The organism is Halalkalibacter nanhaiisediminis (assembly GCF_007830185.1).
GTDB lineage: Bacteria > Bacillota > Bacilli > Bacillales > Bacillaceae_D > Halalkalibacter > Halalkalibacter nanhaiisediminis.
The window spans coordinates 1-24,973 of the sequence record NZ_VLKZ01000001.1 but is presented as its reverse complement, the minus strand read 5'-3'; the positions used below and the strand labels follow the sequence as shown (position 1 = coordinate 24,973).

Here is a 24,973-nt window from a genome sequence, read left to right as displayed (position 1 = left end):
GCAATGAAGGACAAGACCTGGTCTCTTCATTGCCTAATTTCAATTATTCCGATGCATGCTCCAGTACTTTTTTCATTTTCTTCGTAAATTCCTTACGAGGTAGCATGACACTATGCTGACATCCGAGGCATTTGATCCGAACATCCATTCCCATCCGAATGATTTTCCAACGATTTTCACCACAAGGATGTTGTTTCTTCATCTCAACCACATCGTGTAATTCATACTCCTTATCTGCCATGCAACGTGTCCCCTCCTCTCAATAGCTTATTTGCTTGTATTATACACGAAATGAGAGCGGATATAAAAGCAAACTGTCCGATCTCAAAACGAGCGATGATAAAGAATCGGATAAAGTAAAATAGCTGCAAATACATATAAATTTAAAACTCCATATAAAGGATAAAGAACAGAGATCAGTGTAGAAAAGCCAAACGTTGTTAAAGGAGTCATCGTCGCAATAAAGAAAAGAGCAACCATCCAAGCAGGACCCTTTAACCATTCTCTTGTACGCGCTATTAACCCAAATATTCCCGCCGTTGCAGTCGTATAAATGGCTAACCATAATAAAGCCGACATAACGAGCATCATATAGTATGGATAGTGCTTCAATATAGCGAATAATGGAATTTCATAAAGCATAATATCACCTGCTACTTGAAGCAACGACTCATTATAAAGAAAAGAGATTCCTCCTAATATCAATCCACTGCCAACGCTCGCAATCCACATTTCTCCTTTATGCTTAATTTCGTCTCCAATTGCAGCTAAAACGGCAATTAAAGGCAAGATGTTAAGAGCTGTAAAGGTCAATGCTGCTGGCCAATTATGCTGCTCGGCAAATGGAAAGCGTATAGGAAAACCTTTCAACGATTGAAAAGCTAGTAAAATGCCTACTAGAAATACAATGAGAATTGGAATAATAAATGCATTCACAGCTGTCATTCCTTTTGTATCCCAAACAAATAAAAACACAACAAGACCACCAATAATGACAATTCCCAGCCAATACGGCAAATGAAGAACCTCAAGTGTGGCCCCACCTCCTGCAAGCATAATTACCGTCGTTGAAAACAAATAAAGGATGATCATTACATCATATAGCTTGGAGAGGCGTTTTCCCATTAAAACGTGAAGTACTGGCATATAGTGCTTTGACTGATAAGTGCGGCTAATGGACATAATGACACCGCAGCAGACCGTAAACAATATCGTAAACAAAATAATTGCTAGTCCACTTTCTGCACCAAAAAACTCCCATAGTTCTCGTCCTGATGCATAACCAGCTCCGATCATCGTACCAATAATGAGGAACATCCACTTTAATCCGTTCACCCACATGCCAACCCTCTCCTTATCGGTTCATTTCCATATTATTCACTCTCTATGTATAGAAAGGAAAAAACTTCCGTATACTGTTACTACTATGGTAAAGGAGGCGATGATATGAGTACAAACCATCGTCTATTTGGAAAAAAACAAACTCCCCTTCGTGTTCATATGGATGAAGATGAGGCAGTTGACCAGTTAGCTGCACAATTGAAGTCCATGACTGAAGCGTATGTCAGACGTGACCTTGTGATCGTATGCATTGGGACTGACCGTTCTACTGGTGATGCGCTAGGACCTTTAACGGGAACCCTGCTCGAACAACAGCACTTGCGCCGCTTTCATGTCTATGGAACATTAGAAAATCCTGTCCATGCCGTTAATCTAGAAGAACGTCTAGATACAATTAGAACCAATCATCCACGTTCCTTCATTCTCGCTATTGATGCTTGTCTCGGTCGGTTAGCGAGTGTCGGCAAGATATCATTAGCAGAAGGCCCTGTTATGCCAGGTGCTGCTGTACAGAAAAAGCTACCTGCTATTGGTGATATTCACATAACAGGTATCGTGAACATTGGAGGAATGATGGAATACTTTGTCTTACAAAACACACGTCTCTATACGGTTATGCAAATGGCAAAAACCATTGCCTCCTCTATCACTAAAGCAGATGAATGTCTCCCTGAGAAAATAACATCACCTTCTCTTTTTCATTCTCTTAGGTCAAAATCGCCACAAATCCTTGCCCAATCAAAAAAAGAAACGCCTATGTAACCTAAACATATGCGTTTCTTTTAGTTGTAATCGGTTATATGAGATAAGCAGCTATGACTATGACTGCTACGACCACTATACTAGGTAGTAGATTTGCAACACGAATATGAAGAAGTCCTAAAATATTTAAACCAATGGCGATAATCAACACACCGCCCGTTGCTGTCATTTCAACAATAAAAGCTTCCATAATTGCTGCTGGTACGTATTGATTAATTTGTGTAGCAAGTAAAGCAATACTACCTTGATAGAGAATGACAGGGATAGCTGAGAAGATCACTCCAATCCCTAATGTCGACGTAAAAATAATCGCTGAAAATCCATCAAGCATCGCTTTTGTATATAAAATAGAGTGATCGCCACGCAATCCACTATCGAGTGCACCAAGTACAGCCATTGCCCCAACAACATAAATTAATGTGGTTGTGACAAAAGCTTTCGCAATCGCTCCATCTTCATTTGACCCAACTTTCGTTTCAATCCAAGCTCCTAAGCGGTTCAATCTACCTTCAATATCGATTTTTTCGCCAATGATCCCACCAATGACAAGACTACCGATTACAATAAGGAATTGCTCGCTTTTGAGACCCATTCCAATCCCAAGAACGATGACAGCAAGAGCAATGCCTTGCATAATCGTCGTTTTCATTTGCTCGGGTATATTTCGTACTAGCAAACCAATGATTGAAGCGATCACAATCGCTAAACCATTAACAAGCATCCCCGTTAAGACCATTCTCTTTTATCTCCCTTACTTATTCAAATGCTTGCTGAATCTCCTTCAAGGCTTGTACAAGACTCTTCACTTCTTCAGTTGTATTAAAAGGCCCGAAGCTCACTCGAACAAGACCTGTATCACTCGTATTTAAAGATTGATGCGTTTTCGGTGCACAATGAAGACCTGCTCGCACAGCAATTTGATAATGCTCATCCAAAATAATCGCAAGCTCATGACTCCCAATTCCCGATAATTGAAATGGCACAACAGCAACTCTTTTTGAAAGATCTTTTGGTCCGTAGCAAGTTAATCCTTCAATCGATTTTACTTCCTCAAGAAACAATGTCATCAATTGTTGTTCATGTGTATAAATCGTTTCTACTCCCATTGCTACGACTTCATCTATTCCAGCAGAAAGTCCAGCAATCCCTGGTGTATTTAATGTTCCTGCTTCATATCGATCGGGCCAAACAGTTGGTTGATGAGGTAATTCTGAATAGCTACCAGTTCCTCCAACAAGTAAAGGAATGAGTTGATAATCATTTTGACTAATTAACACACCCGTTCCCTGTGGTCCAAGTAATGATTTATGTCCAGCAAAAGCAAGTAGATCAATTCCATCTGTCTCCATATGAATAGGAAGTGTGCCTGCCGTTTGCGAGGCATCAAGCAAAACGACAATACCTTTCTGTTTGGCAATCTGCGTAAGCTCACGAATTGGGGCAACTACACCTGTTACATTAGAAGCATGTGTAACAGCAAACATTCTCGTTTTCTCTGTGCAAGCAGCCTCAAATGATTCTGCAGTCATGACTCCTTCTTTATTCGGTTGCACATAAGTGATCCTTATTCCTTTTTCTTCTCTAAGCTTCTCAAGCGGACGTAAAATTGAATTGTGTTCAACCATCGTCGTCACAACATGGTCGTTTGTTTCAAATGGAAAGCCGAGGAGTGCTTGATTCAATGCCATTGTCGCATTTTGATAAAACCAAACATGCTTACTACCAGGGGCACCAAATACTTCTGCAATTTTCTTCCTTGTTTCTTCCACAACAGTCCGAGCACGTTCAGCTAAAGCATGACCACCTCGCCCAGGGTTAGCACCGTAGCTATTGACCGCTTCAATCATTGCCTCTCCCACTGCTTTAGGCTTTGGGAACGAGGATGCTGCATGGTCAAAATAGATCATGAATCTTCCTTCCTCTCTAGAAAAATTTTATCTATTCCTTCTGTTCACTTAATATAAACTGGCAGAGGCTAACACCTAAAAGAGTGCAAGCGCCAGAAGACTACCAATAAATTTCCATTTTTAGATAACTGTTTTTAAACGAAAGCAACCTCGAGCAGCTAGACATCATCAAATTTTATTCTAAAAAAAACTGGCTCAACATGTCTGCCCTAGTATAACAATAGATGATACTGCTGTTTCACTGAACAATATCATCTATATAGGTCAGAACATCGTTTTTGAGCCAGCCTTCTTCATTTTAATTTGTTTCATCTGAGTTAAGCAATTGAACAATTCGTTCTAAATCTTCTTCTGAGAAATAGTCGATCTCAATTTTTCCTTTTCGCTTGCCTGGTTTAATCGCAACAGACGTTCCAAGTCGTGTTCGAAGCGCGTCTTGTCTCGTTTGTAAAAAAGGCGATAAATGAACTTTTTTACGTTTTGTTTCACGTGGAACATGCTCATTTAATTGGTTTACTAATGCCTCAACTTCACGCACGCTGAGTTTTTCTTGCAACACTTTCTCAAGAAGCGTTGATAGTTTTTGTTTATCTTTTAAACCAAGTAAAGCTCGACCATGCCCCATTGAAAGCTTGCCATCAGATATAAATTGCTGCACAACAGCAGGAAGCTGTAATAAGCGCAAATGATTCGCAATGTGCGGTCGACTCTTCCCAACTCGCTTAGCTAGCTGCTCTTGTGTCAAAGAGAGATGCTCCATTAACTTTTCATATGCTATTGCTTCTTCAATTGGATTTAAGTCTTCGCGTTGTATATTTTCTATTAAGGCTAACTCCATCATTTTCTGTTCATCAAAATCTCTTAAAACAACTGGTACTTTTTTCAGCCCAGCCTTTTTTGCCGCCCGAAAACGACGTTCCCCTACGACAATTTCGTAGCCTTTTATACTTTTTCTAGCCATAATTGGCTGAAGAATACCATGCTCGGAAATAGAATCAGCAAGCTCAGCAATGGCTTCTTCAGAGAATGATTTACGTGGTTGATAAGGATTAGAACGTAAATCTTTAATCGAAACTTGCTCCACCTTATCTTCCTTATCATCTAATTGGTCAGGGAAAAACGCCTGTAATCCTTTACCTAACCCTTTCGACACTCTCCACCACTTCCTTTGCTAAATCTACATATACTTCTGCCCCACGGGATTTGGCATCATAAATAATAATAGGTTTACCGTGGCTCGGTGCTTCGCCTAACCGAACATTCCGAGGAATAATCGTATTAAATACCTTCTCACGGAAATACTTTTTCACTTCCTCAATTACTTGAATGCCTAGGTTTGTACGTGCATCAAGCATTGTAAGTAACACGCCTTCAATTTCAAGATCTGTGTTTAAATGTTTTTGGACAAGACGTACTGTATTTAATAGCTGACTTAATCCTTCAAGTGCATAATACTCGCACTGTACTGGAATTAGGACTGAATCTGAAGCTGTTAGTGCATTAATCGTTAATAATCCTAGTGACGGTGGGCAATCAATAAAAATAAAGTCATAATTCGCTGAAACACTGTCCAGAGCTCTCTTCAAACGAACTTCACGAGAAATCGTTGGAACAAGCTCAATCTCTGCTCCAGATAACTGTATGGTTGAAGGCAAAACATCTAAACGTTCAACTGAAGTTGACCTAATAACTTGCGTGGCTTCAACATCCTCGACAAGAATGTCATAAATACATTCATCAACATCGCCTTTTTCCACACCAACTCCACTTGTTGCATTCCCTTGTGGGTCAATATCAACAAGTAAAACTTTTTTCCCGATATGTGCTAAACAAGCACTTAGATTAACAGCCGTCGTCGTTTTCCCGACGCCGCCTTTCTGATTTGCTACAGCAATGATTTTTGCCACGCTGTCACCTACTTTCCGTCCAAACTACAATTTCCCTTTTATTCTATCACAAATTTTGTCATTCGTTTTTAGAAAGTTATGTGAGAAAGAAAATAATTTGTCCTATAAAAAACGAATGATAAATGCGTTCATTTACTGCTTCTGTCAGTTGTTTCAAACCAAAAAAAAAATAACCTAAACAACTAGTAGGTTATTTTTTCGGAATTCGAATTGTAAACTGATAAAATTCTTCATGCTCTTCTTCATCTGTATCAACATGTAATCCGCTCTTTAAAACCATATCTACAGATTGACGAATCGTATTCATCGCAATACGCATATCTTTAGAATATGATTTTTGGATTGGTTTTTTCTTTTGATTCTGGGGCTGTCCTTCAAGAATTTGCTTGATTCGCTCTTCCGTTTGCTTCACATTTAAATGTTTTTCAATAATTTCTTCAAGTAACTTTGTTTGAAGGTCCTTATCCTTAAGTGCTAATAAAGCCCGTGCATGGCGTTCTGATATTTGACGTTCCAAAATCGCATGTTGAACATTTGAAGGTAAATGTAAAAGACGTAGCTTGTTCGCAACCGTGGATTGTCCTTTCCCTAATCGTTGAGCTAAACTTTCCTGTGTTAATCCATGAATTTCAATGAGCTTTGCGTAAGCAGCAGCCTCTTCAATGGCTGTTAGCCCCTCTCGTTGAAGGTTTTCAATCAAGGCAATGGAAGCAGTTTGCGAATCATTAAATTCCTTCACAAGTGCAGGAATGGTTTCCCAGCCGAGTGACGTGACTGCGCGCCACCTTCTCTCACCCGCAATGATTTCAAACTTGCCTTCACGCTCTCGGACAACAATTGGCTGAATGACTCCGTGTGTACGAATGGTTTGAGCCAATTCATCTATTCGTTCTTGATCAAATACCGTCCGCGGCTGAAATCGATTTGGTACTATATCTTTCAATGCAATTTGTTTCACTTCTTCGTTTCCGCTCACTTCAACCTCTGCTTGCTTATCACCAAAGCCAAAAAGGCGTGAAAACGGTTGCTTCATCGCCTGACACCACCTTCTGATAGTAACCGTCTTTCTAGATTCGACATCCGTTGTTTTGATCCTGCTTATATTCCTAGTTCTTTTATATCCCGTGTATCAAACACCGTCAAGTAAAATATTTCCCAACTGAGCCAAAAAGCAAGTCATGTTCCACGTGAAACATGACTATAACGGGGTCTTATTCGGTGTTCCTGGTTTTCTTGGGTATTTTTTCGGTGTTGCTTTTACTTTGCGAATATGAACGATGTGACGTTCACTTTTTTCGATTGGTAACGTAAACGCTTCATCTAAAATAATCGATCCACCAAGCAATGCAATCGCCTTTTGGGCATCATTTAATTCATCTGATGTTCCTGCGCCCTTCATTGCAATAAAGTCACCATTTATCTTTGCTAATGGCAAACATAACTCTGCTAAAACGGACATCCTTGCAACAGCACGTGCCGTTACAATGTCATACTGCTGACGATGCTGCACATTTTGACCGAATGTTTCGGCTCGATCATGATAAAATGAAACACCCTCCAACCCAAGCTCTGTAGCAAGATGCTCAAGAAAAGTGATTCGTTTATTTAACGAATCAACAATACTAACATGCAGCTCAGGAAATAAGATTTTCAATGGAATACTTGGAAATCCAGCGCCTGCTCCCACATCAATTAAACGTTGGCCAGGCTGAAAATCATAATAAAAGCTAGCTGAAAGCGAATCATAAAAATGCTTTAAATAAACCTCATCTTCGTCTGTGATCGCTGTAAGGTTCATTTTTTCATTCCATTCAACAAGAATACGGTAATACGTATCAAATTGTTGTTCTTGTTTTTCGGTAAGGGTTATCCCTCTTTCTTTCAAAAGAGGGATAAATTGTTTTTTACTCATGCCCACTCTCCATTTTTTCTTATTGGATTTTCGCTAGTCTTCCCTGCTCTAAATAGACTAAGAGGATCGAAATATCCGCTGGGTTTACTCCTGATACACGCGAAGCTTGACCGACTGATAGTGGACGAACTTGATTTAACTTCTGCTTTGCTTCAGTTGCCAAACCATTAATCGCAAAGTAATCAAGATCTTCAGGAATCTTTTTATTTTCCATTTTCTTCGAGCGTTCTACTTGTTGCAGCTGCTTTTCGATATACCCTTCATACTTCACTTGAATTTCAACTTGTTCAGTGATGTCTTCATTCAACTCTTCGACAGGTGCTTCAATAACCTTAGCAACATCGTTATACGTTAATTCTGGGCGCTTCAATAGCATTGTTGCTCGCACAGCCTCTTGTAAAGGTGCAGATCCAGCTTCAACTAACAGTTGTGCTAACGGTTCAGATGGTTTGATAATAATGCCTTCAAGACGCTTCTTCTCCTGTGCAATGAGTTCTTTTTTACGAAGGAAACGCATGTAGCGATCTTCTTTGATAAGACCAATTCGGTGACCCACCTCTGTTAAACGTAAGTCCGCATTGTCATGACGCAAAAGAAGACGGTACTCAGCACGTGATGTTAATAAACGATATGGCTCGTTTGTCCCTTTTGTGACTAGATCATCAATTAAAACACCGATGTATGCTTCTGAGCGATCAAGAATTAAACCTTCTTTTCCTTGAGCTTTAAGTGCAGCATTAATACCAGCCATAATGCCTTGACCTGCTGCTTCTTCATAACCTGATGTTCCATTAATTTGACCTGCTGTAAAAAGTCCTGGGACTTTTTTTGTTTCAAGTGTTGGCCAAAGCTGTGTTGGAACAATCGCATCATACTCAATCGCATATCCAGGACGCATCATACGAACATTTTGCAAGCCTGGAATCGACTTTAAAATATCTAACTGCACGTCTTCAGGTAAGCTTGTTGATAAACCCTGCACATAGACCTCAGACGTATTTCTTCCCTCTGGCTCAAGAAAAATTTGATGACGTGGTTTATCATTAAAGCGAACAATTTTATCCTCAATGGATGGACAATAACGCGGTCCTGTCCCTTCAATCATACCAGAGTACATCGGAGAACGACCCAAGTTGTTGTTAATAATTTGGTGCGTTTCTTCTGCTGTATATGTTAACCAACAAGGTAGTTGATCAGTAATATACTTTGTTGTCTCATATGAAAAAGCACGTGGCTTGTCATCCCCTGGCTGAATTTCAGTTTGTGAATAATCAATCGTGCTTCCATTCACACGAGGAGGTGTTCCAGTCTTGAAACGGACCATGTCAAATCCTAATTCTTGAAGATGGTAAGATAACTGTACAGATGGCTGCATGTTATTTGGACCACTTTCATACGCTAACTCACCGATAATGATCTTTCCTCTTAAATAAGTTCCCGTTGTAATAACGACAGCCTTTGCACGATAAGTTGCACCTGTATTGGTTTCTACCCCTGTACAAACGCCGTCCTCGATAAGCAGGCGTTCAACCATGCCTTGACGAAGTAACAAATTTTCTTGTTCTTCAATCGTTTTCTTCATTTCATGCTGATAATGGAATTTATCTGCTTGCGCGCGCAGTGCCCGTACAGCAGGCCCCTTTCCTGTATTTAACATGCGCATTTGAATATGCGTTTTATCAATATTGCGCCCCATTTCTCCACCAAGCGCATCAATTTCACGAACGACAATTCCCTTTGCAGGACCACCTACAGAAGGATTACATGGCATAAAGGCAACAGCATCTAAATTTAATGTCAGCATTAACGTTTTTGCACCCATACGAGCAGCTGCAAGACCTGCTTCTACACCTGCATGACCAGCACCAACGATAATGACATCAAAATCACCACCATGATAACTCATGTTCATAACCTCCTTATTTATTTATGTTCTATCTATTTATTTACCGAGACAAAACTGTGCAAATAATTGATCAATCAAGCTCTCCTGAATACTTTCTCCAATAATTTCGCCAAGTAATTCCCATGTCCTAGTGATATCAATCTGAACAAGATCAATCGGCACATCCATATCAATTGCAGCCACTGCATCTTGAATGGTGGCTTTTGCTTGTTCAAGTAAGGCGATATGACGAGTATTAGAAACATACGTGACATCCGCACCTTCAAGTTCCCCTTCAAAGAACAGTTCAGAGATGGCTTGCTCTAACTGCTCAACTCCTTCATCACGAAGAAGAGACGTTGTTACTAAAGGTCGTTTATCAGCTAGTTGCTTCACACGCTCTAAGTCGATTTTTTGTTCAATATCGGTTTTATTAACGATCACAATCACGTTCATATTCTCGACAGCTTCGAATAATGCCTCGTCCTCAGGAGAAAGTTCCTCTCCGTAATTGAGTACAAGTAAAATCAAATCGGCTTCTTTCAATACTTGCCTTGATCGTTCAACACCAATTCTTTCGACAATATCCTCTGTTTCTCGAATTCCAGCTGTATCAACTAATCTTAACGGAACACCACGAACATTGACATACTCCTCAATCACATCACGTGTCGTTCCAGGAACATCTGTCACAATCGCTTTATTTTCATGGACAAGGCTGTTAAGTAGCGATGATTTCCCAACATTCGGACGTCCAATAATGACGGTTGAGAGGCCCTCACGTAAAATTTTCCCTTGAGAAGCAGTAGAAAGTAACTTATCAATTTCACCAATGACGAACCCTGCTTTTTCTCGCAAAAGCTCATGTGTCATCGTTTCTGCGTCATATTCAGGATAATCAATATTCACCTCTACATGAGCGACTGTCTCAAGCAGGGCTTGACGCAAAATCCCCACTCTTTTTGATAGCTTTCCTTCTACTTGATTTAGGGCAACATTCATCGCCCGATCCGTTTTGGCGCGAATTAAATCCATGACTCCTTCAGCTTGAGAAAGATCTATTCTTCCATTAAGAAACGCTCTCTTTGTGAACTCCCCAGGCTCTGCAAGACGCGCTCCATATTTCAAAGCAAGTCCAAGTACGCGATTTACTGATACGACTCCACCGTGACAGTTAATTTCAACAACGTGTTCACGAGTAAACGTCTTTGGCTCACGCATAACCGAAACCATCGCTTCCTCAACTCGCTCATTGGTGGCTGGATCAACAATATAACCATACACAATCGTATGAGATAGCACCTCAGAAAGAGGACTCTTCCCTTGATAAAATCTATCAGCAATCGCTATCGCATCATCCCCACTAAGGCGAACAATCCCAATTGCCCCTTCACCAAGTGCTGTGGATATCGCTGCTATTGTATCAAATTCCATGTCCATTCACCTCCCTATCTATTTCTAACCAATTTCCATGTGAATACATTCATGAAAACACTTTATTTTAATAAGTAGTTATTCTAGTATCGACGATATTTATTTTCTATATAAATGAAAAATCACTCTTATCCCTAAAAGATAAGAATAGCATAGCAGCAGTCGAAATACCATGAAGCAACTCAACCAAATTTACTACAGGATGTAGGTACTTGGTGTTACGAACACGACGTGAGTGAACTTAGCGAAATTTTATTGTTATATGGACGTAAGTAACCTTAATCAAGTTTCCATACAAACAAAATCCTCTATCTTATGTTGATAGAGGATTTTTCAGAAGCGGGATGTGGCATTACGATGATATGTCGTTTTGCTCCCTTCCCTTCAGACACTGTCTCTACTCCAGAGATGTGTTGGAGGGCCGTATGAATAATTTTACGCTCAAGTGCATTCATCGGCTCTAAAGGAACAGGTTCTCGCGTCTTGCTTACTTTATCAGCAACTCGCAAAGCTAATTGTTCTAACGTTTGCTTCCTGCGTTCACGATAATTTTCAGCATCAAGCTCAATTCGCGTGTACGCTCCGTCTTGACGATTAGCAATAAGATTCGTCAAATATTCAAGAGACTCAAGCGTTTGTCCTCTTTTACCAATTAGACGACCTAATTCTTGTTCACTAGAAAAATCAAAGAGAGTATGCTGACGTTGTTCTTTTTTCGTAATGGTCGCATGAATCCCCATTAACGAAACCATTTCATTCAAAAAGTTGTAAGCTAATTCAACTGGATCAGGTAAAACATGAGCTTCAATCATTGCAGGCTTTGAACCAAGAATACCTAGGAACCCTTTTTGGGGCTCCTGAACAACACGATAGGAAAGTCTTTCTTTTGTTGTTTGTAATTCGTTGACTGCTTTTGCAACTGCCTCGTCAATCGTTTTTCCTGACACGGTCAAATGAGTCACTTCTTTTTGCCTCCCTTATTAGCACCAACCTCAGTCGTTGTCTCTTTTCCGACATTCGGTCCTGTAATGAAATAAGTCTGCACAATCATAAAGATATTACCGACTACCCAGTAAAGCGTAAGAGCTGCTGGGAAAAAGATTGCAAAAGCAAAGATCATAATTGGCATCATGTACAGTAAAATCTTCATTTGAGGATTATCTGTTACCATCATCATCTTCTGCTGAATGAACGTTGTAATACCAGCTATAATAGGAAGTAAGAAGATCGGGTCAGGTGCATCTAGTGCAAACCATAAGAAGTCATGCCCTCCAATTTCCTCTGTTCTCATAATGGCATGATAAAACGCTAAAAGAATTGGCATTTGAATAACTAACGGCAAACAACCCGCTAAAGGATTCACACCTTTTTCTTGGAACATCGCCATCATTTCCTGTTGAAGCTTCTGCTGTGTCTTCTGATCCTTCGCACTATACTTTTCACGAAGCTTTTGCATTTCTGGTTGGATCGCTTGCATCGCTTTGGCACTCTTCGTCTGTTTAATCATTAAAGGTAAGATTAAAATACGAAGTAGAATCGTAACAACAACGATCGACAAACCAAAATTATCATTAAATAGATCTGCAAAATAAATAATTACCCACGATAACGGGTAAACGAGATAGGCATCCCAAAAACCTTCACTATTTTCATTGATCGGTGCCTCAATGTTAAAACAACCTGTCATGACAACAAGAAGCCCCACCATCATGGCAGCTAAGCCAAATTTTCTGAGCACACGTTCTCCTCCTTGTCCCTCTTTCATCTCATATATATATGAAAGCTCTATCCAGAAAGGACAGACCTTCTTCTACTCATTTAGCCTTGCTTCTTCTTACTAAATTGTGCTTTTTTATTCAATATACGAGCTTTCCTCATCACATGAAGCAAGCTTTGCTCTACTTCTAATAAACTCATGTCACTAGCTGGCTTTCTCGCAATCACCACGTAGTCGACATTTGCTGCAAGTAGATCTTTTTGGGACTGGAACACTTCGCGAATGTAACGTTTTATCCGATTCCTTGTCACAGCATTTCCTACTTTTTTACTTACAGATAACCCAAGTCGAAAAGCTACTTGTCCCTCTTTTGGCAATACATAAAGAACGAACTGTCGATTCGCAACGGAATGACCTTGCTTAAACACTCTTGAAAATTCTTCATTCTTTTTTATCCGTTGCTCTTTTTTCAACATCTACACTCCCTAACAAGCCAATTACGATCCAGTGCTTCTTTTTACTCTTTTCTCTTCTATCCTTTTATAATTTATACTTTTTCATCATTTATAGAAGAAAAAGACCACTGACATTCAGTGGCCTATGCAGATAATACTTTTCTTCCTTTGCGGCGACGACGAGCTAATACTTGACGGCCGTTTTTAGTGCTCATACGTGCACGGAAACCGTGTTTCTTTTTACGTTTACGATTATTCGGTTGGAATGTTGGTTTTCCCATTTATTACACCTCCCTGAGGATATACTATTCGAAAGACATTCTTGTAAATTATAAGGAACATAAGGGGCAGTTGTCAAGAAACCTTTTTAAAGAGTTTCTATCACCCTTAAATTTTCCCCTCTTTATCTTTTAACAACCATTTAACGATCTCCCTTTTTTATTCTTTTTCACCTGTGGATAATTAATACTTGACACTTTTCGACTCTTCCCCAGCTTTATCGACAACTTGTTCACATATCTTGTGTTGTGGATAAAATCTAGACACAAGATAATGTGTCGTGTGGATAAATACAACAAACCGTTGCGACTCAAGTCTTTTTTTGCTATGATTAAATTGTTTTCACTCGTGGACAAGTAAAATACACATTACTTTGTCCACAGTCTGTGGGTAACATTGTGGACATCCCGCAGACTGTTGTGCGTTTATTTCTCCACAGCTTGTTTAGAATTGCTTATTTGACGTTTTTCTACTATATTATATTTTCTGCACAACCTATGTGTATATGTATATTTATACGTAAGCATCCGAGGGGGTATACAAAGGTTTTACATGATATTTTTTATTATTACTTCCGCTTGCTACATTTAGTGGAAGCACTCTGTTCTGACCTTTGTCGTGTTTTGGATGCCTATTTGGTATTGAAAAGAAAAAAAGATTTGCATCCTAGCCTAATGCGCTGTAAATCAACCAAATAAACGTATACTTTCTTATAATCTTTTAAAAAAGGAGGCGAAACTTTTGGAGAACATTCATGATTTATGGAGCCAGGCGCTTGCTGAAATCGAGAAAAAAGTAAGTAAGCCTAGTTTTGAGACATGGTTAAAAGCCACTAAGGCCAACGATATACAAAATGATGTCATCATTATTACAGCACCAAATGAATTTGCCCGTGATTGGCTTGAAGATCATTATGCTGAGTTAACATCTGACACAATTGAACAGTTAACCGGTACGCGACTAAAGCCGAAGTTTGTGATACCTCAACATGAAATGGAAGAAGATATTATTCCAGAACCACTTCCAAAAAAGCGATTGGAACAAGAAGGTGGACAAACTAATCAAGTAACAAAAACAATGTTAAATGATAAATACACATTTGATACATTTGTTATTGGATCAGGAAATCGATTTGCGCATGCTGCCTCTTTAGCCGTTGCCGAAGCACCCGCTAAAGCTTATAATCCACTTTTTATTTATGGTGGTGTTGGATTAGGGAAGACGCACTTAATGCATGCAATTGGACATTATGTCATTGATCATAACCCTAATGCCAAAGTCGTTTATTTGTCTTCCGAAAAATTTACGAATGAATTTATTAATGCTATACGCGATAATAAAGCCGTTCATTTTCGTAATAAATACCGAAATGTTGATGTACTTCTTATTGATGATATTCAATTTTTGGCTGGGAAAGAACAAACCCAAGAGGAATTTTTCCATACATTCAATGCGCTTCATGAGGAATCAAAGCAAATAGTCATCTCAAGTGATCGTCCTCCAAAAGAAATTCCGACGCTTGAAGATCGTTTGCGTTCACGTTTTGAGTGGGGATTAATTACAGATATTACCCCACCTGATTTGGAAACTAGAATTGCGATTTTGCGTAAGAAGGCTAAAGCTGAGAACCTTGATATTCCAAATGAAGTGATGCTCTATATTGCCAATCAAATAGATACGAATATTCGTGAGTTAGAAGGGGCATTAATTCGTGTAGTTGCTTATTCATCATTAATTAACCAAGATATGAATGCTGATTTAGCAGCTGAAGCATTAAAGGATATTATCCCTAATTCAAAGCCAAAAGTTTTAACCATCACTGATATTCAGAAGCTAATAGGTGCACATTATCATGTGAAGCTCGAAGACTTTAAAGCAAAGAAGCGAACTAAATCAGTCGCATTCCCTAGACAAATTGCGATGTATTTATCAAGAGAATTGACTGATGCTTCACTACCAAAAATCGGTAGTGAGTTTGGCGGAAGAGATCACACGACCGTTATCCATGCTCATGAAAAAATTTCTACTTTGCTTGCTAATGATCAAGAATTTCAAGAAAAAATTCAAGAGCTTATGGATCAACTACGGAGCTCTTAATAAGAAAGTGCAAGTGCATTGGTCAAACGCAACAAGTGCTGAAACTTGTCAATGTGTAGCCCGGATTTTAGTCAACCACCTGCGGGCTGCGCTAGACATCATCGAATTTTACACTTTCTTAATTCTTTTTATAAAAAGTTATTCATATCTCCTGTGTGCATTGTGCATAACAAGAACAAGCCTATCAACACGTTACCCACATGTGGATAGGCTACTCTTTTTACTCTTTCCCTTAGTTATCCACAAATTCACAAGCCCTATTACTATTACTACTATATTTTTAAAACATAAATAATAATATTTAAGGAGTTTTGACGAATGCGATTTTCAATTAACCGTGACCGATTTGTTCATGATGTTCAGCATGTAGCAAAAGCTGTATCTTCAAGAACAACCGTTCCTATTTTGACAGGAATTAAAATTGTTGCTGATCATGAAGGTATTACCCTAACAGGTAGTGATTCTGATGTTTCTATTGAAACATTTATTCCCAAAGAAGAGGATGATAGAGAAGTCGTGACGATTGAAGAAACAGGCAGTATTATTCTTCAAGCACGTTTTTTTGCCGAAATCGTCAAAAAATTGCCTGGACAAGAAATTGAATTAATAGTCCAAGATCAGTTCGCGACGACGATTCGTTCTGGTTCTTCTGTCTTTAATCTCAATGGACTTGATCCAGAGGAATATCCTCGTTTACCAGAGCTTGAAGAGAATTTATTGTTCCGTCTTCCGCAAGACATGCTAAAAAATATGATCCGTCAGACTGTTTTCGCAGTGTCCACTCAGGAAACACGCCCGGTGTTAACAGGTGTAAACTTAGAATCCGAAGATGGTGAATTAATCTGTACTGCAACAGATAGCCATAGGTTAGCAATGAGAAAGGCAACGATTGAAAGGAATGATGAATCGTTATCATTTTCTAATGTTGTCATTCCTGGAAAAAGCCTCAATGAATTGAGTAAAATTATAGAAGATACAAATGATTTGATTGATGTTGTCGTGACAGAAAATCAAATATTATTCAAAATGAAAAATCTTTTATTCTTTTCACGGTTGCTTGAAGGCAAATATCCCGTGACAAAAAGTATGATTCCTACTCAATCAAAAACGTCCTTTAAGTTGAAAACAAAACCTTTCTTACACACGCTTGAACGTGCTTTGCTTCTTTCGAGAGAAGGAAAGAACAATGTTATTAACTTAAAAACATTAGAAGATAGTCGAATTGAAGTTACCTCGATTTCCCCTGAGGTCGGTAAGGTAACCGAACATATTGATACGGTTGATATGCAAGGGGAGGACATGAGAATTTCCTTTAATGGTAAAAATGTCATTGATGCCTTAAAAGTTATCGATAGTGAAGAAATTCATATTGTTTTCACTGGTGCAATGAGTCCATTTGTCATTCGTCCAGTTGATCATGACAACTATTTGCACCTTTTCTCACCGGTTCGTACGTATTAATCTTAGTGAGGTGTGACAATAGGGCTTGGCTAGTTAGCGCTCGTTTAGTACAATGAATAGTAGGATAATCAAATGACGTAAGAAGAGGAGACAGCAAATCATACAGGTGAGTTGCTGTCTTCCCTTTGATACGCAAGGGATTAAAAAGAAAGAGTGATGGAATTGAAACAAATCGTCATTTCGACAGCTTACATAACACTAGGGCAAGTATTAAAAGAAGTTGGCATCATTGATACAGGTGGCATGGCTAAATGGTATCTTGCTGAACATACCGTTTACGTAAATGGAGAAGATGAAAATCGCAGAGGAAAGAAACTTGTAGCAGGCGATGTTCTGACGACGGCGGATGGGACCGAATATGAAATTGTGGCGAACTAGGGGGAATCCCTTTTGTATTTAAAACAGCTGAACGTGCGACAATTCCGCAATTACAAGACGGCGGAATTGTCGTTTGACCATTATGTCAATGTCTTTCTTGGAGAAAATGCGCAAGGGAAGACGAATGTCCTTGAAGCGATCTATGTGCTTGCTTTGGCAAAATCTCATCGTACGTCAAAAGACAAGGAACTTATTGGATGGGGAGAAGAGTTTGCTCGTATTCAAGGTCAATTCACTAAGAATTCGGGTCAACTTGAAATGGAGCTCATTCTTTCTGTGAAAGGCAAGAAGGGGAAAGTGAACGGGCTAGAACAGAAGAAGCTGAGTGAATATGTCGGCGCTGCAAATGTTGTCATGTTTGCACCTGAAGATTTGAACCTTGTTAAGGGAAGTCCGCAAGTTCGAAGACGGTTCTTAGATATGGAGCTCGGTCAGATTAGTCGTGTCTATTTACATCATTTGGGGCTCTATCATAAAGTGCTTATTCAACGAAATCATCTTCTCAAAGATCTCCAAATGGGAAAGGGCTCGTCTGATATGCTTGATATTTTGACGGACCAACTAATTGTGTTAGCTGCAGAAGTGACGAGCCGACGATTTGCGTTTGTCAAACGGCTCCAAAAATGGGCGAGAGAGATTCATTATGAGATTAGCAGAGGGAAAGAAGAGCTTGAGATCCGCTATTTACCTTCTGCTGAGGTATTAGAAGAGATGGATTTGTCGAAAATAAAGGATGAATTCTATCAAGTTTATTCGAAGAAACGTGCTAGAGAAATCCAACGCGGAGTCACACTGTTTGGCCCGCAAAGAGATGACCTTGGTTTTATTGTCAATGGGCGTGATGTACAAACGTATGGATCGCAAGGGCAGCAACGTACGACTGCACTTGCTGTTAAATTAGCTGAGATCGAATTAATTTACTCAGAGATTGGGGAATATCCAATTCTCTTATTAGACGATGTTTTATCAGAGCTAGATGATTATCGTCAATCACATCTTCTTCATACCATTCAAAACCGAGTTCAAACGTTTGTGACGACGACAAGTGTGGAAGGGATTGATCATAAAACACTTGAACACGCTGCTATTTTTGATGTAACAGAAGGAACGATTAAGAAGAAATAGGTCAGGCGGTGAACGATTTGTTTATTCATTTAGGTGGAGATGTCATTATCCGTTCAAAAGATATTATTACGATTTTAAATCGTGATGCGCAAGAGCTATCATCTGTAACCAATCTTTTTTTAAAAGCAGAGGAGAAGAGAAAGGCTAAGAAGGTTATTTCTGCAGATTACATTAAGTCCATCGTCGTGACGAATGATGAAATCTACTATTCGCCTGTTTCATCCTTAACGCTAAATCGACGGGCTCAAGGCAGATCATTAATAGAACAGTCATTAGACAAAGAAGAGGATATCGATCTTTAAGAGTAATGAAAGCTAAGGCTGATCATAGAAAAAGCATTTTATGAATGTCATGATAGATAAATGAGAATGAAGGTGAACAAAGTGACGAATGAACAACATTCCGAACAACAGTCCTATGATGAGAGTCAAATTCAAGTCTTAGAGGGGTTAGAAGCTGTAAGGAAACGTCCTGGTATGTACATTGGATCAACCAGTGCGCGAGGATTACATCATCTTGTCTGGGAAATTGTTGATAATAGTATTGATGAAGCGATGGCTGGATACTGCGATACAATCCAAGTAACGATCGAAGAGGATAATAGTATTAGAGTTGAGGATAACGGGCGCGGTGTTCCTGTTGGGATTCATGAAAAAATGGGTCGTCCTGCTGTAGAAGTTATTATGACAGTCCTTCACGCAGGTGGTAAGTTTGGCGGTGGCGGTTATAAGGTTTCAGGTGGATTGCATGGTGTAGGAGCGTCGGTTGTAAATGCTCTTTCTTCTATATTGGAAATTGAGGTTCACCGTGAACAAAAAATTCATTATCAGAAATACCATTTTGGTGCACCTGATGCTGATTTAGAAGTTATTGGTGAAACGGATAAGACAGGAACGATTATCCACTTCAAGCCAGATCCTCAAATTTTCACTGAAACGACGGTGTATGATTATGACACGTTAGCAAAGCGCCTTCGTGAATTGGCGTTTTTAAATAAAGGGTTAACGATTATGATTACCGACAAGCGTGAAGGTGGCAAAGAAGCAAAATTCCATTATGAAGGAGGTATTGCTTCTTTCGTTGAGCATCTGAACAGAACAAAAGAGGTGCTTCATGAAGAGCCTATTCATATTGAGGGTGAAAAAGATGGCTTAACTGTAGAAGTAGCTGTTCAATATAACGATAGCTATATTAGCAATATTTATTCATTTGCGAATAATATTAATACGCATGAAGGCGGTACGCATGAGTCTGGCTTCAAAACCGGCTTAACACGTGTGATTAATGACTATGCGAGAAAAAATGGTTTGTTTAAGGATAATGATCCTAATTTGACGGGGGAAGATGTCAGAGAAGGGTTGACTGCGATTATCTCTGTAAAAATCCCTGATCCTCAATTTGAGGGGCAGACGAAAACGAAATTAGGAAACAGTGAAGCAAGAACGATTACAGATTCACTTTTTAGTGAATATTTTTCACGTTTCTTAAGTGAAAACCCTCAAGTTGCTAGGAAGATTATCGATAAAGGTTTAATGGCTTCTCGTGCACGTGAGGCGGCTAAGAAAGCACGTGAGCTAACACGAAGAAAAAGTGCGCTTGAAGTAAGCTCACTTCCAGGTAAATTGGCTGATTGCTCATCGAAAGATGCATCCATCAGTGAAGTATATATTGTTGAGGGTGATTCCGCTGGTGGATCAGCTAAGCAAGGAAGAGATCGTCATTTCCAAGCTATCCTTCCATTACGAGGCAAGATTATTAATGTCGAAAAAGCTAGATTGGATAAGATTCTAGCTAATAATGAAATACGAGCAATTATTACCGCACTCGGAACAGGTATTGCTGATGATTTTGATATCGCGAAAGCACGTTATCATAAAATTATCATTATGACCGATGCGGATGTCGATGGTGCCCATATTCGGACACTTATTCTGACATTCTTCTACCGTTACATGCGTCCTCTTATTGAGAGTGGTTATGTGTATATTGCGCAACCGCCGCTCTATAAGTTAACGCAAGGGCGTGAGGTAAACTATGTCTATACGGATAAACAATTAGAAGAAGCATTAAAGGATATAGCTGATCGAAGTAAGTTAGGTATTCAACGCTATAAGGGTCTTGGTGAAATGAATCCAACCCAACTATGGGAAACAACAATGGATCCAGAGTATCGAACGCTTCTTCAAGTGACATTAGAAGATGCGATGAAGGCTGATGAAATATTTGAAATATTGATGGGTGACCGAGTAGAGCCACGCCGTGATTTCATTCAAGAGAATGCGCAATATGTTAAGAATCTTGATATCTAGGCTTGGAGATGGAGGTTTATAATTAATGGCTGAGCAAGATCAATCTAGAGTTAAAGAAATAAATATTAGTCAAGAAATGCAATCTTCATTCATGGACTATGCGATGAGTGTTATCGTGAGTCGTGCTCTTCCTGATGTGAGAGATGGCTTGAAGCCTGTGCACCGTCGTATTTTATATGCGATGAATGAATTAGGAATGACGCCAGATAAAGCGTATAAAAAGTCCGCACGTATTGTTGGAGAGGTCATCGGGAAGTATCACCCGCACGGTGATTCAGCTGTTTATGAAACGATGGTCCGTATGGCACAAGATTTTAGTTTCCGCTATATGCTTATTGATGGACACGGTAATTTTGGTTCGGTGGATGGAGACGCAGCGGCAGCAATGCGTTATACCGAAGCGAAAATGTCTAAAATTTCAATGGAGCTTGTTCGTGATATTAACAAGGATACTATTGATTATCAAGATAATTATGATGGATCTGAATCTGAGCCAATTGTTCTTCCTGCAAGATTTCCGAATCTCCTTGTAAACGGGGCATCAGGTATTGCGGTTGGAATGGCCACGAATATTCCTCCCCATCAATTAGGAGAAATTATTGATGGTGTTCTGGCGCTATCTCAAAACCCTGAAATATCGATTCCAGAATTAATGGAATATATTCCAGGTCCTGATTTTCCAACTGGTGCAGAAATACTTGGTCGTTCTGGTATTCGTAAGGCTTACCAAACAGGTCGTGGTTCTATTACACTTAGAGCGAAGACTACGATCGAAGAACACAACGGAAAAACACGTATTCTTGTGAATGAGCTTCCTTACCAAGTGAACAAAGCAAGATTAATTGAGAAGATTGCTGAGTTAGTTAGAGATAAGAAAATCGATGGAATTACTGATTTACGTGATGAATCAGATCGTACGGGTATGCGAATTGTTATTGAGTTAAGACGTGATGCGAATGCCAATGTTCTTCTTAATAATCTCTATAAGCAAACAGCCCTTCAATCGAGCTTCGGGATTAATTTATTAGCACTCGTTGGTGGTCAACCAAAGGTGTTAACATTGAAAGAATGTCTTGAGCATTATCTTGATCATCAAGTAGAAGTGATTCGTCGTAGAACGGCTTTTGAGCTTCGGAAGGCAGAGGCTCGTGCTCATATTCTCGAAGGTTTGCGAATCGCGCTTGATCACTTGGATGAAGTAATCAGTCTAATTCGTGCTTCACAAACGACTGAAATAGCTCGAAACGGTTTAATGGAGCGTTTTGAACTTAGCTATGAGCAAGCACAGGCTATTTTAGATATGCGTTTGCAACGTCTGACAGGTTTAGAGCGCGATAAGATTGAAAATGAATATAATGAGTTGATGGCGAGAATTGCCGAATTAAAGGCAATTTTAGCTGATGGTGAGAAGGTTCTTGAAATCATTCGTGAAGAGCTAACGGAGATTAAGGCGAAATTTAATGATCAACGTCGTACAGAAATCTCAATGAGTGAGGAGCATCTTGAAGATGAGGATTTGATCCCTCGCCAAAATATTGCCATAACGATTACACATCATGGTTATATTAAGAGACTACCTATTTCTACTTATCGTAATCAAAAGCGTGGTGGTAAGGGAATTCAAGGGATGGGAACGAATGATAATGACTTTGTTCAACATCTATTTACAACGAATTCTCATCACACGATTCTTTTCTTTACAAATAAGGGAAAGGTTTATCGATTGAAAGGCTATGAGATTCCTGATCTAGGAAGAACAGCGAAAGGTATTCCGATTATTAATCTTTTGCAAATTGAACCTGGCGAATATATTAGTACGGTCATTCCAATTGAGGAATTTAGAGATGACGCTTATTTATTCTTCTTAACGAAGTACGGGGTGGCCAAACGAACAGAACTTTCTTCGTTTGCTAACATTCGTCGTGGGGGATTATTTGCGATTACTCTTCGTGATGAGGATGAACTTCATGGTGTTCGTCTCACGGATGGAAACCAAGAGCTAATAATTGGTACGAAACAAGGTATGTCTATTCGCTTCCATGAAAACGATGTTCGGTTAATGGGTAGAACGGCAGCGGGGGTAAAAGGGATTTCACTCTCAGAAGATGACTGTGTAGTTGGGATGGACATGATTGTTGAAGGTCAAGATGTCTTAATTGTCACAGAAAAAGGATATGGTAAGCGAACGCCAATCGAAGAATACCGTATTCAAAATCGTGGTGGTAAAGGGATTAAGACATGTAATATTACGGAAAAGAATGGACCACTTGTTTCCTTAAAAGTCGTGTCAGCTGAGCATGATATTATGATTATTACAGCGAGTGGTGTCATTATTCGGACCCAGGTCGAAGGAATATCAACGACAGGTCGTAATACCCAAGGGGTTACTCTTATTCGTGTGAACGAAGGAGAAGAAGTGGCTACTGTTGCGAGAGTTGATATTGAAGACGAAGAAGATGTCGATGGTGAGCACGAAGAAGTTGATGATGTAAATGAGAATGAGACTGCAGATCAAGAACCTGAATTAGATCCAGAAGAAGAAGAACAAGAAGAATAAAATGATGCTAGGAAGAGAAGGGAATTGCTTTCTCTTCCTTTTTTACATATTTTATAAGTTTCTTCTATCGTTTATAGGTAGAGATAATTTTTAGCGGTACGTTTTTTAAATATGAAGCTTTCCTTTGAGTATTTCGATGGGGGTTCTTTATTTGCTTAAATGGCTAGCGTATAATGAATAATAATAGATTGCTGATATGGAGATTAGAGAAAGAGGGATGGTAGATGAAAGTAAAACCAACGCAACTTCAAAATGGGTGTATTACAGCTGAAGATGTGCAAAATTTAACTGATTTTCCAATTATTAAAGAAAATACAATCCTTAATGAAGAGCACTTGGCTATTTTACAAGCATTCCTTATCAAGTCTGTTGATGTTAAACCTATTTTAGCGAATGGAGAAAAATTCGAGCCATTTGAAATAATAGAAGAAGAGCAAGAACAAAATGAGAAAGATGAAGCTGAAGTTAAAACGCCAGAATTTATTTATGAGTATCTTGAGGCTGTTAAACAGTATAAGAAGCTTTTCCAATCATGGCAAGCTGGCAATCCAATCGAAATGTTTGCTGTTCGCAAGATTTTCATTCCGTTATTTGAGCGAATTGTTCAGGATTCAAATGATCTATTACATCTTCATCACTATAGTAATAAAGAAGATTATTTGTTCCATCATTCTGTCTATGTCAGCATTTTATCGGCTTATCTTGGAAAAAAGCTACAATATTCTAAGGGTGATTGGTACCAAATTGGCTTCAGTGGTGCATTAGCAGACGCGGGTATGGCGAAATTATCGCCCACTATCATAAAAAAGAACGGACCACTAACAGCAACTGAATACGAGGATGTGAAGAAGCATCCAATACATAGCTATAAGATGTTAAAAGGTGTTACAGGTGTTACTGATTCTGTCCTAATTGCAGTTCTTCAACATCATGAACGTTATGATGGAAGTGGTTATCCACTGGGAGCAGACGCTCAAAAAATCCACTTGTTTAGCCAAGTTGTTGCCGTGGCTGATGTTTATCATGCTATGACATCTGAACGTTATTATCGTGCAAAGCATTCTCCTTATCGAGTGCTTGAGGAAATATCAAAAGAGCAATTCGGAAAGTTTGATTTGAAAGTGGTTGAGGCACTTATGCAAAGTCTTATTCAAATGTCTGTTGGTAGCCGAGTACGATTAACGTCGGGTGAAGAGGCTGAAATTATTTTCTTTGACCAACAAACACCAACGAGACCGATGGTTAAATTAATATCTAAAGGTGATATTATTCAACTAAAACAAGAACCAACTCTTCACATTGAAGAAATTCTATAATTTTTTTAAAAAAGGGTTGCGTTGATAATAGAAAGCATGTTATATTATTTCTTGTCGCCACGGACGACAGAAACATTCTTGAAAAAAGATGTTGACTTCGTTAAGGTGATTTGATAGAATAATAAAGTCGC

General features: G+C 39.2%; 23 protein-coding genes. 9 read left to right on the top strand and 14 right to left on the bottom strand.

Annotation, left to right across the window (positions count from 1 at the left end; translation table 11 throughout):
* Positions 1–43: 43 nt before the first annotated feature.
* Together IQ10_RS00115 and IQ10_RS00110 are read right to left on the bottom strand one after the other, a co-directional pair.
* Positions 44–241: a DUF951 domain-containing protein gene (locus tag IQ10_RS00115; protein ID WP_144448459.1), complete on the bottom strand. Its 198-nt coding sequence runs from the start codon at positions 239–241 to the stop codon at positions 44–46.
* 83 nt (positions 242–324) lie between these two features.
* Positions 325–1,341 carry a YkvI family membrane protein gene (locus tag IQ10_RS00110; RefSeq protein ID WP_144448458.1) on the bottom strand — a complete coding sequence of 339 codons (1,017 nt, stop codon included), beginning with the start codon at positions 1,339–1,341 and terminating at the stop codon, positions 325–327.
* Between the two features lie 105 nt (positions 1,342–1,446).
* On the opposite strand from IQ10_RS00110, the gene yyaC reads away from it, so the two are divergent.
* Complete coding sequence (yyaC, locus tag IQ10_RS00105; protein WP_144448457.1) at positions 1,447–2,103, top strand: spore protease YyaC; 657 nt, start codon at positions 1,447–1,449, stop codon at positions 2,101–2,103.
* A gap of 34 nt (positions 2,104–2,137) precedes the next feature.
* On the opposite strand, the gene IQ10_RS00100 is transcribed toward yyaC, so the two are convergent.
* The 12 genes from IQ10_RS00100 to rpmH all read right to left on the bottom strand — a co-directional run bounded on the left by IQ10_RS00100 (position 2,138) and on the right by rpmH (position 13,601).
* The gene (locus tag IQ10_RS00100) at positions 2,138–2,839 is read right to left on the bottom strand and encodes a DUF554 domain-containing protein (RefSeq protein WP_144448456.1); all 702 of its coding nucleotides are present in this window, start codon (positions 2,837–2,839) and stop codon (positions 2,138–2,140) included.
* A 19-nt stretch (positions 2,840–2,858) separates the two neighbouring features.
* Positions 2,859–4,010: an aminotransferase class V-fold PLP-dependent enzyme gene (locus IQ10_RS00095; RefSeq protein ID WP_144448455.1), complete on the bottom strand. Its 1,152-nt coding sequence runs from the start codon at positions 4,008–4,010 to the stop codon at positions 2,859–2,861.
* A gap of 298 nt (positions 4,011–4,308) precedes the next feature.
* Complete coding sequence (locus IQ10_RS00090; RefSeq protein ID WP_144448454.1) at positions 4,309–5,163, bottom strand: ParB/RepB/Spo0J family partition protein; 855 nt, start codon at positions 5,161–5,163, stop codon at positions 4,309–4,311.
* Positions 5,144–5,917: a ParA family protein gene (locus IQ10_RS00085; RefSeq protein WP_144448453.1), complete on the bottom strand. Its 774-nt coding sequence runs from the start codon at positions 5,915–5,917 to the stop codon at positions 5,144–5,146. Before IQ10_RS00085 ends, IQ10_RS00090 begins: the two co-directional genes overlap by 20 nt.
* Positions 5,918–6,107: 190 nt before the next feature.
* On the bottom strand, positions 6,108–6,950 hold the full coding sequence (gene noc, locus IQ10_RS00080) for a nucleoid occlusion protein (protein WP_144448452.1): 843 nt from the start codon (positions 6,948–6,950) through the stop codon (positions 6,108–6,110).
* A gap of 165 nt (positions 6,951–7,115) precedes the next feature.
* The gene (rsmG, locus tag IQ10_RS00075) at positions 7,116–7,829 is read right to left on the bottom strand and encodes a 16S rRNA (guanine(527)-N(7))-methyltransferase RsmG (RefSeq protein ID WP_144448451.1); all 714 of its coding nucleotides are present in this window, start codon (positions 7,827–7,829) and stop codon (positions 7,116–7,118) included.
* 19 nt (positions 7,830–7,848) lie between these two features.
* Positions 7,849–9,735, bottom strand: coding sequence for a tRNA uridine-5-carboxymethylaminomethyl(34) synthesis enzyme MnmG (gene mnmG / locus IQ10_RS00070; RefSeq protein WP_144448450.1), 1,887 nt, complete (start codon positions 9,733–9,735; stop codon positions 7,849–7,851).
* A 36-nt stretch (positions 9,736–9,771) separates the two neighbouring features.
* A complete protein-coding gene (mnmE, locus tag IQ10_RS00065) occupies positions 9,772–11,148 on the bottom strand; it encodes a tRNA uridine-5-carboxymethylaminomethyl(34) synthesis GTPase MnmE (RefSeq protein WP_144448449.1) in 1,377 nt (458 codons plus the stop codon).
* A gap of 308 nt (positions 11,149–11,456) precedes the next feature.
* Positions 11,457–12,110 (bottom strand): RNA-binding cell elongation regulator Jag/EloR, encoded by a 654-nt coding sequence (jag, locus tag IQ10_RS00060; RefSeq protein WP_144448448.1) that lies wholly within the window; start codon positions 12,108–12,110, stop codon positions 11,457–11,459.
* Positions 12,107–12,886, bottom strand: a complete 780-nt coding sequence (gene spoIIIJ / locus IQ10_RS00055; protein ID WP_242009647.1) for a YidC family membrane integrase SpoIIIJ — start codon at positions 12,884–12,886, stop codon at positions 12,107–12,109. The genes jag and spoIIIJ overlap by 4 nt, the downstream gene beginning before the upstream one ends.
* An 80-nt stretch (positions 12,887–12,966) precedes the next feature.
* A complete protein-coding gene (gene rnpA, locus IQ10_RS00050; RefSeq protein WP_144448446.1) occupies positions 12,967–13,338 on the bottom strand; it encodes a ribonuclease P protein component in 372 nt (123 codons plus the stop codon).
* A 125-nt stretch (positions 13,339–13,463) separates the two neighbouring features.
* On the bottom strand, positions 13,464–13,601 hold the full coding sequence (gene rpmH / locus IQ10_RS00045; RefSeq protein ID WP_144448445.1) for a 50S ribosomal protein L34: 138 nt from the start codon (positions 13,599–13,601) through the stop codon (positions 13,464–13,466).
* 739 nt (positions 13,602–14,340) lie between these two features.
* Here rpmH and dnaA point away from each other — a divergent pair.
* The 8 genes from dnaA (at position 14,341) to IQ10_RS00005 (ending at position 24,842) form a co-directional block, all read left to right on the top strand.
* Complete coding sequence (gene dnaA / locus IQ10_RS00040) at positions 14,341–15,696, top strand: chromosomal replication initiator protein DnaA (RefSeq protein ID WP_144448444.1); 1,356 nt, start codon at positions 14,341–14,343, stop codon at positions 15,694–15,696.
* A gap of 318 nt (positions 15,697–16,014) precedes the next feature.
* On the top strand, positions 16,015–17,157 hold the full coding sequence (gene dnaN, locus IQ10_RS00035; RefSeq protein WP_144448443.1) for a DNA polymerase III subunit beta: 1,143 nt from the start codon (positions 16,015–16,017) through the stop codon (positions 17,155–17,157).
* A 156-nt stretch (positions 17,158–17,313) separates the two neighbouring features.
* On the top strand, positions 17,314–17,535 hold the full coding sequence (gene yaaA, locus IQ10_RS00030; RefSeq protein ID WP_144448442.1) for a S4 domain-containing protein YaaA: 222 nt from the start codon (positions 17,314–17,316) through the stop codon (positions 17,533–17,535).
* A 12-nt stretch (positions 17,536–17,547) separates the two neighbouring features.
* The gene (gene recF, locus IQ10_RS00025; RefSeq protein ID WP_144448441.1) at positions 17,548–18,660 is read left to right on the top strand and encodes a DNA replication/repair protein RecF; all 1,113 of its coding nucleotides are present in this window, start codon (positions 17,548–17,550) and stop codon (positions 18,658–18,660) included.
* An 8-nt stretch (positions 18,661–18,668) separates the two neighbouring features.
* Positions 18,669–18,962 carry an extracellular matrix regulator RemB gene (gene remB, locus IQ10_RS00020; protein WP_277877910.1) on the top strand — a complete coding sequence of 98 codons (294 nt, stop codon included), beginning with the start codon at positions 18,669–18,671 and terminating at the stop codon, positions 18,960–18,962.
* 66 nt (positions 18,963–19,028) lie between these two features.
* Positions 19,029–20,969: a DNA topoisomerase (ATP-hydrolyzing) subunit B gene (gene gyrB / locus IQ10_RS00015; protein ID WP_144448439.1), complete on the top strand. Its 1,941-nt coding sequence runs from the start codon at positions 19,029–19,031 to the stop codon at positions 20,967–20,969.
* A gap of 25 nt (positions 20,970–20,994) precedes the next feature.
* Complete coding sequence (gene gyrA / locus IQ10_RS00010; protein WP_144448438.1) at positions 20,995–23,526, top strand: DNA gyrase subunit A; 2,532 nt, start codon at positions 20,995–20,997, stop codon at positions 23,524–23,526.
* 224 nt (positions 23,527–23,750) lie between these two features.
* A complete protein-coding gene (locus tag IQ10_RS00005) occupies positions 23,751–24,842 on the top strand; it encodes an HD-GYP domain-containing protein (RefSeq protein WP_144448437.1) in 1,092 nt (363 codons plus the stop codon).
* The last annotated feature ends 131 nt before the right edge of the window (positions 24,843–24,973 follow it).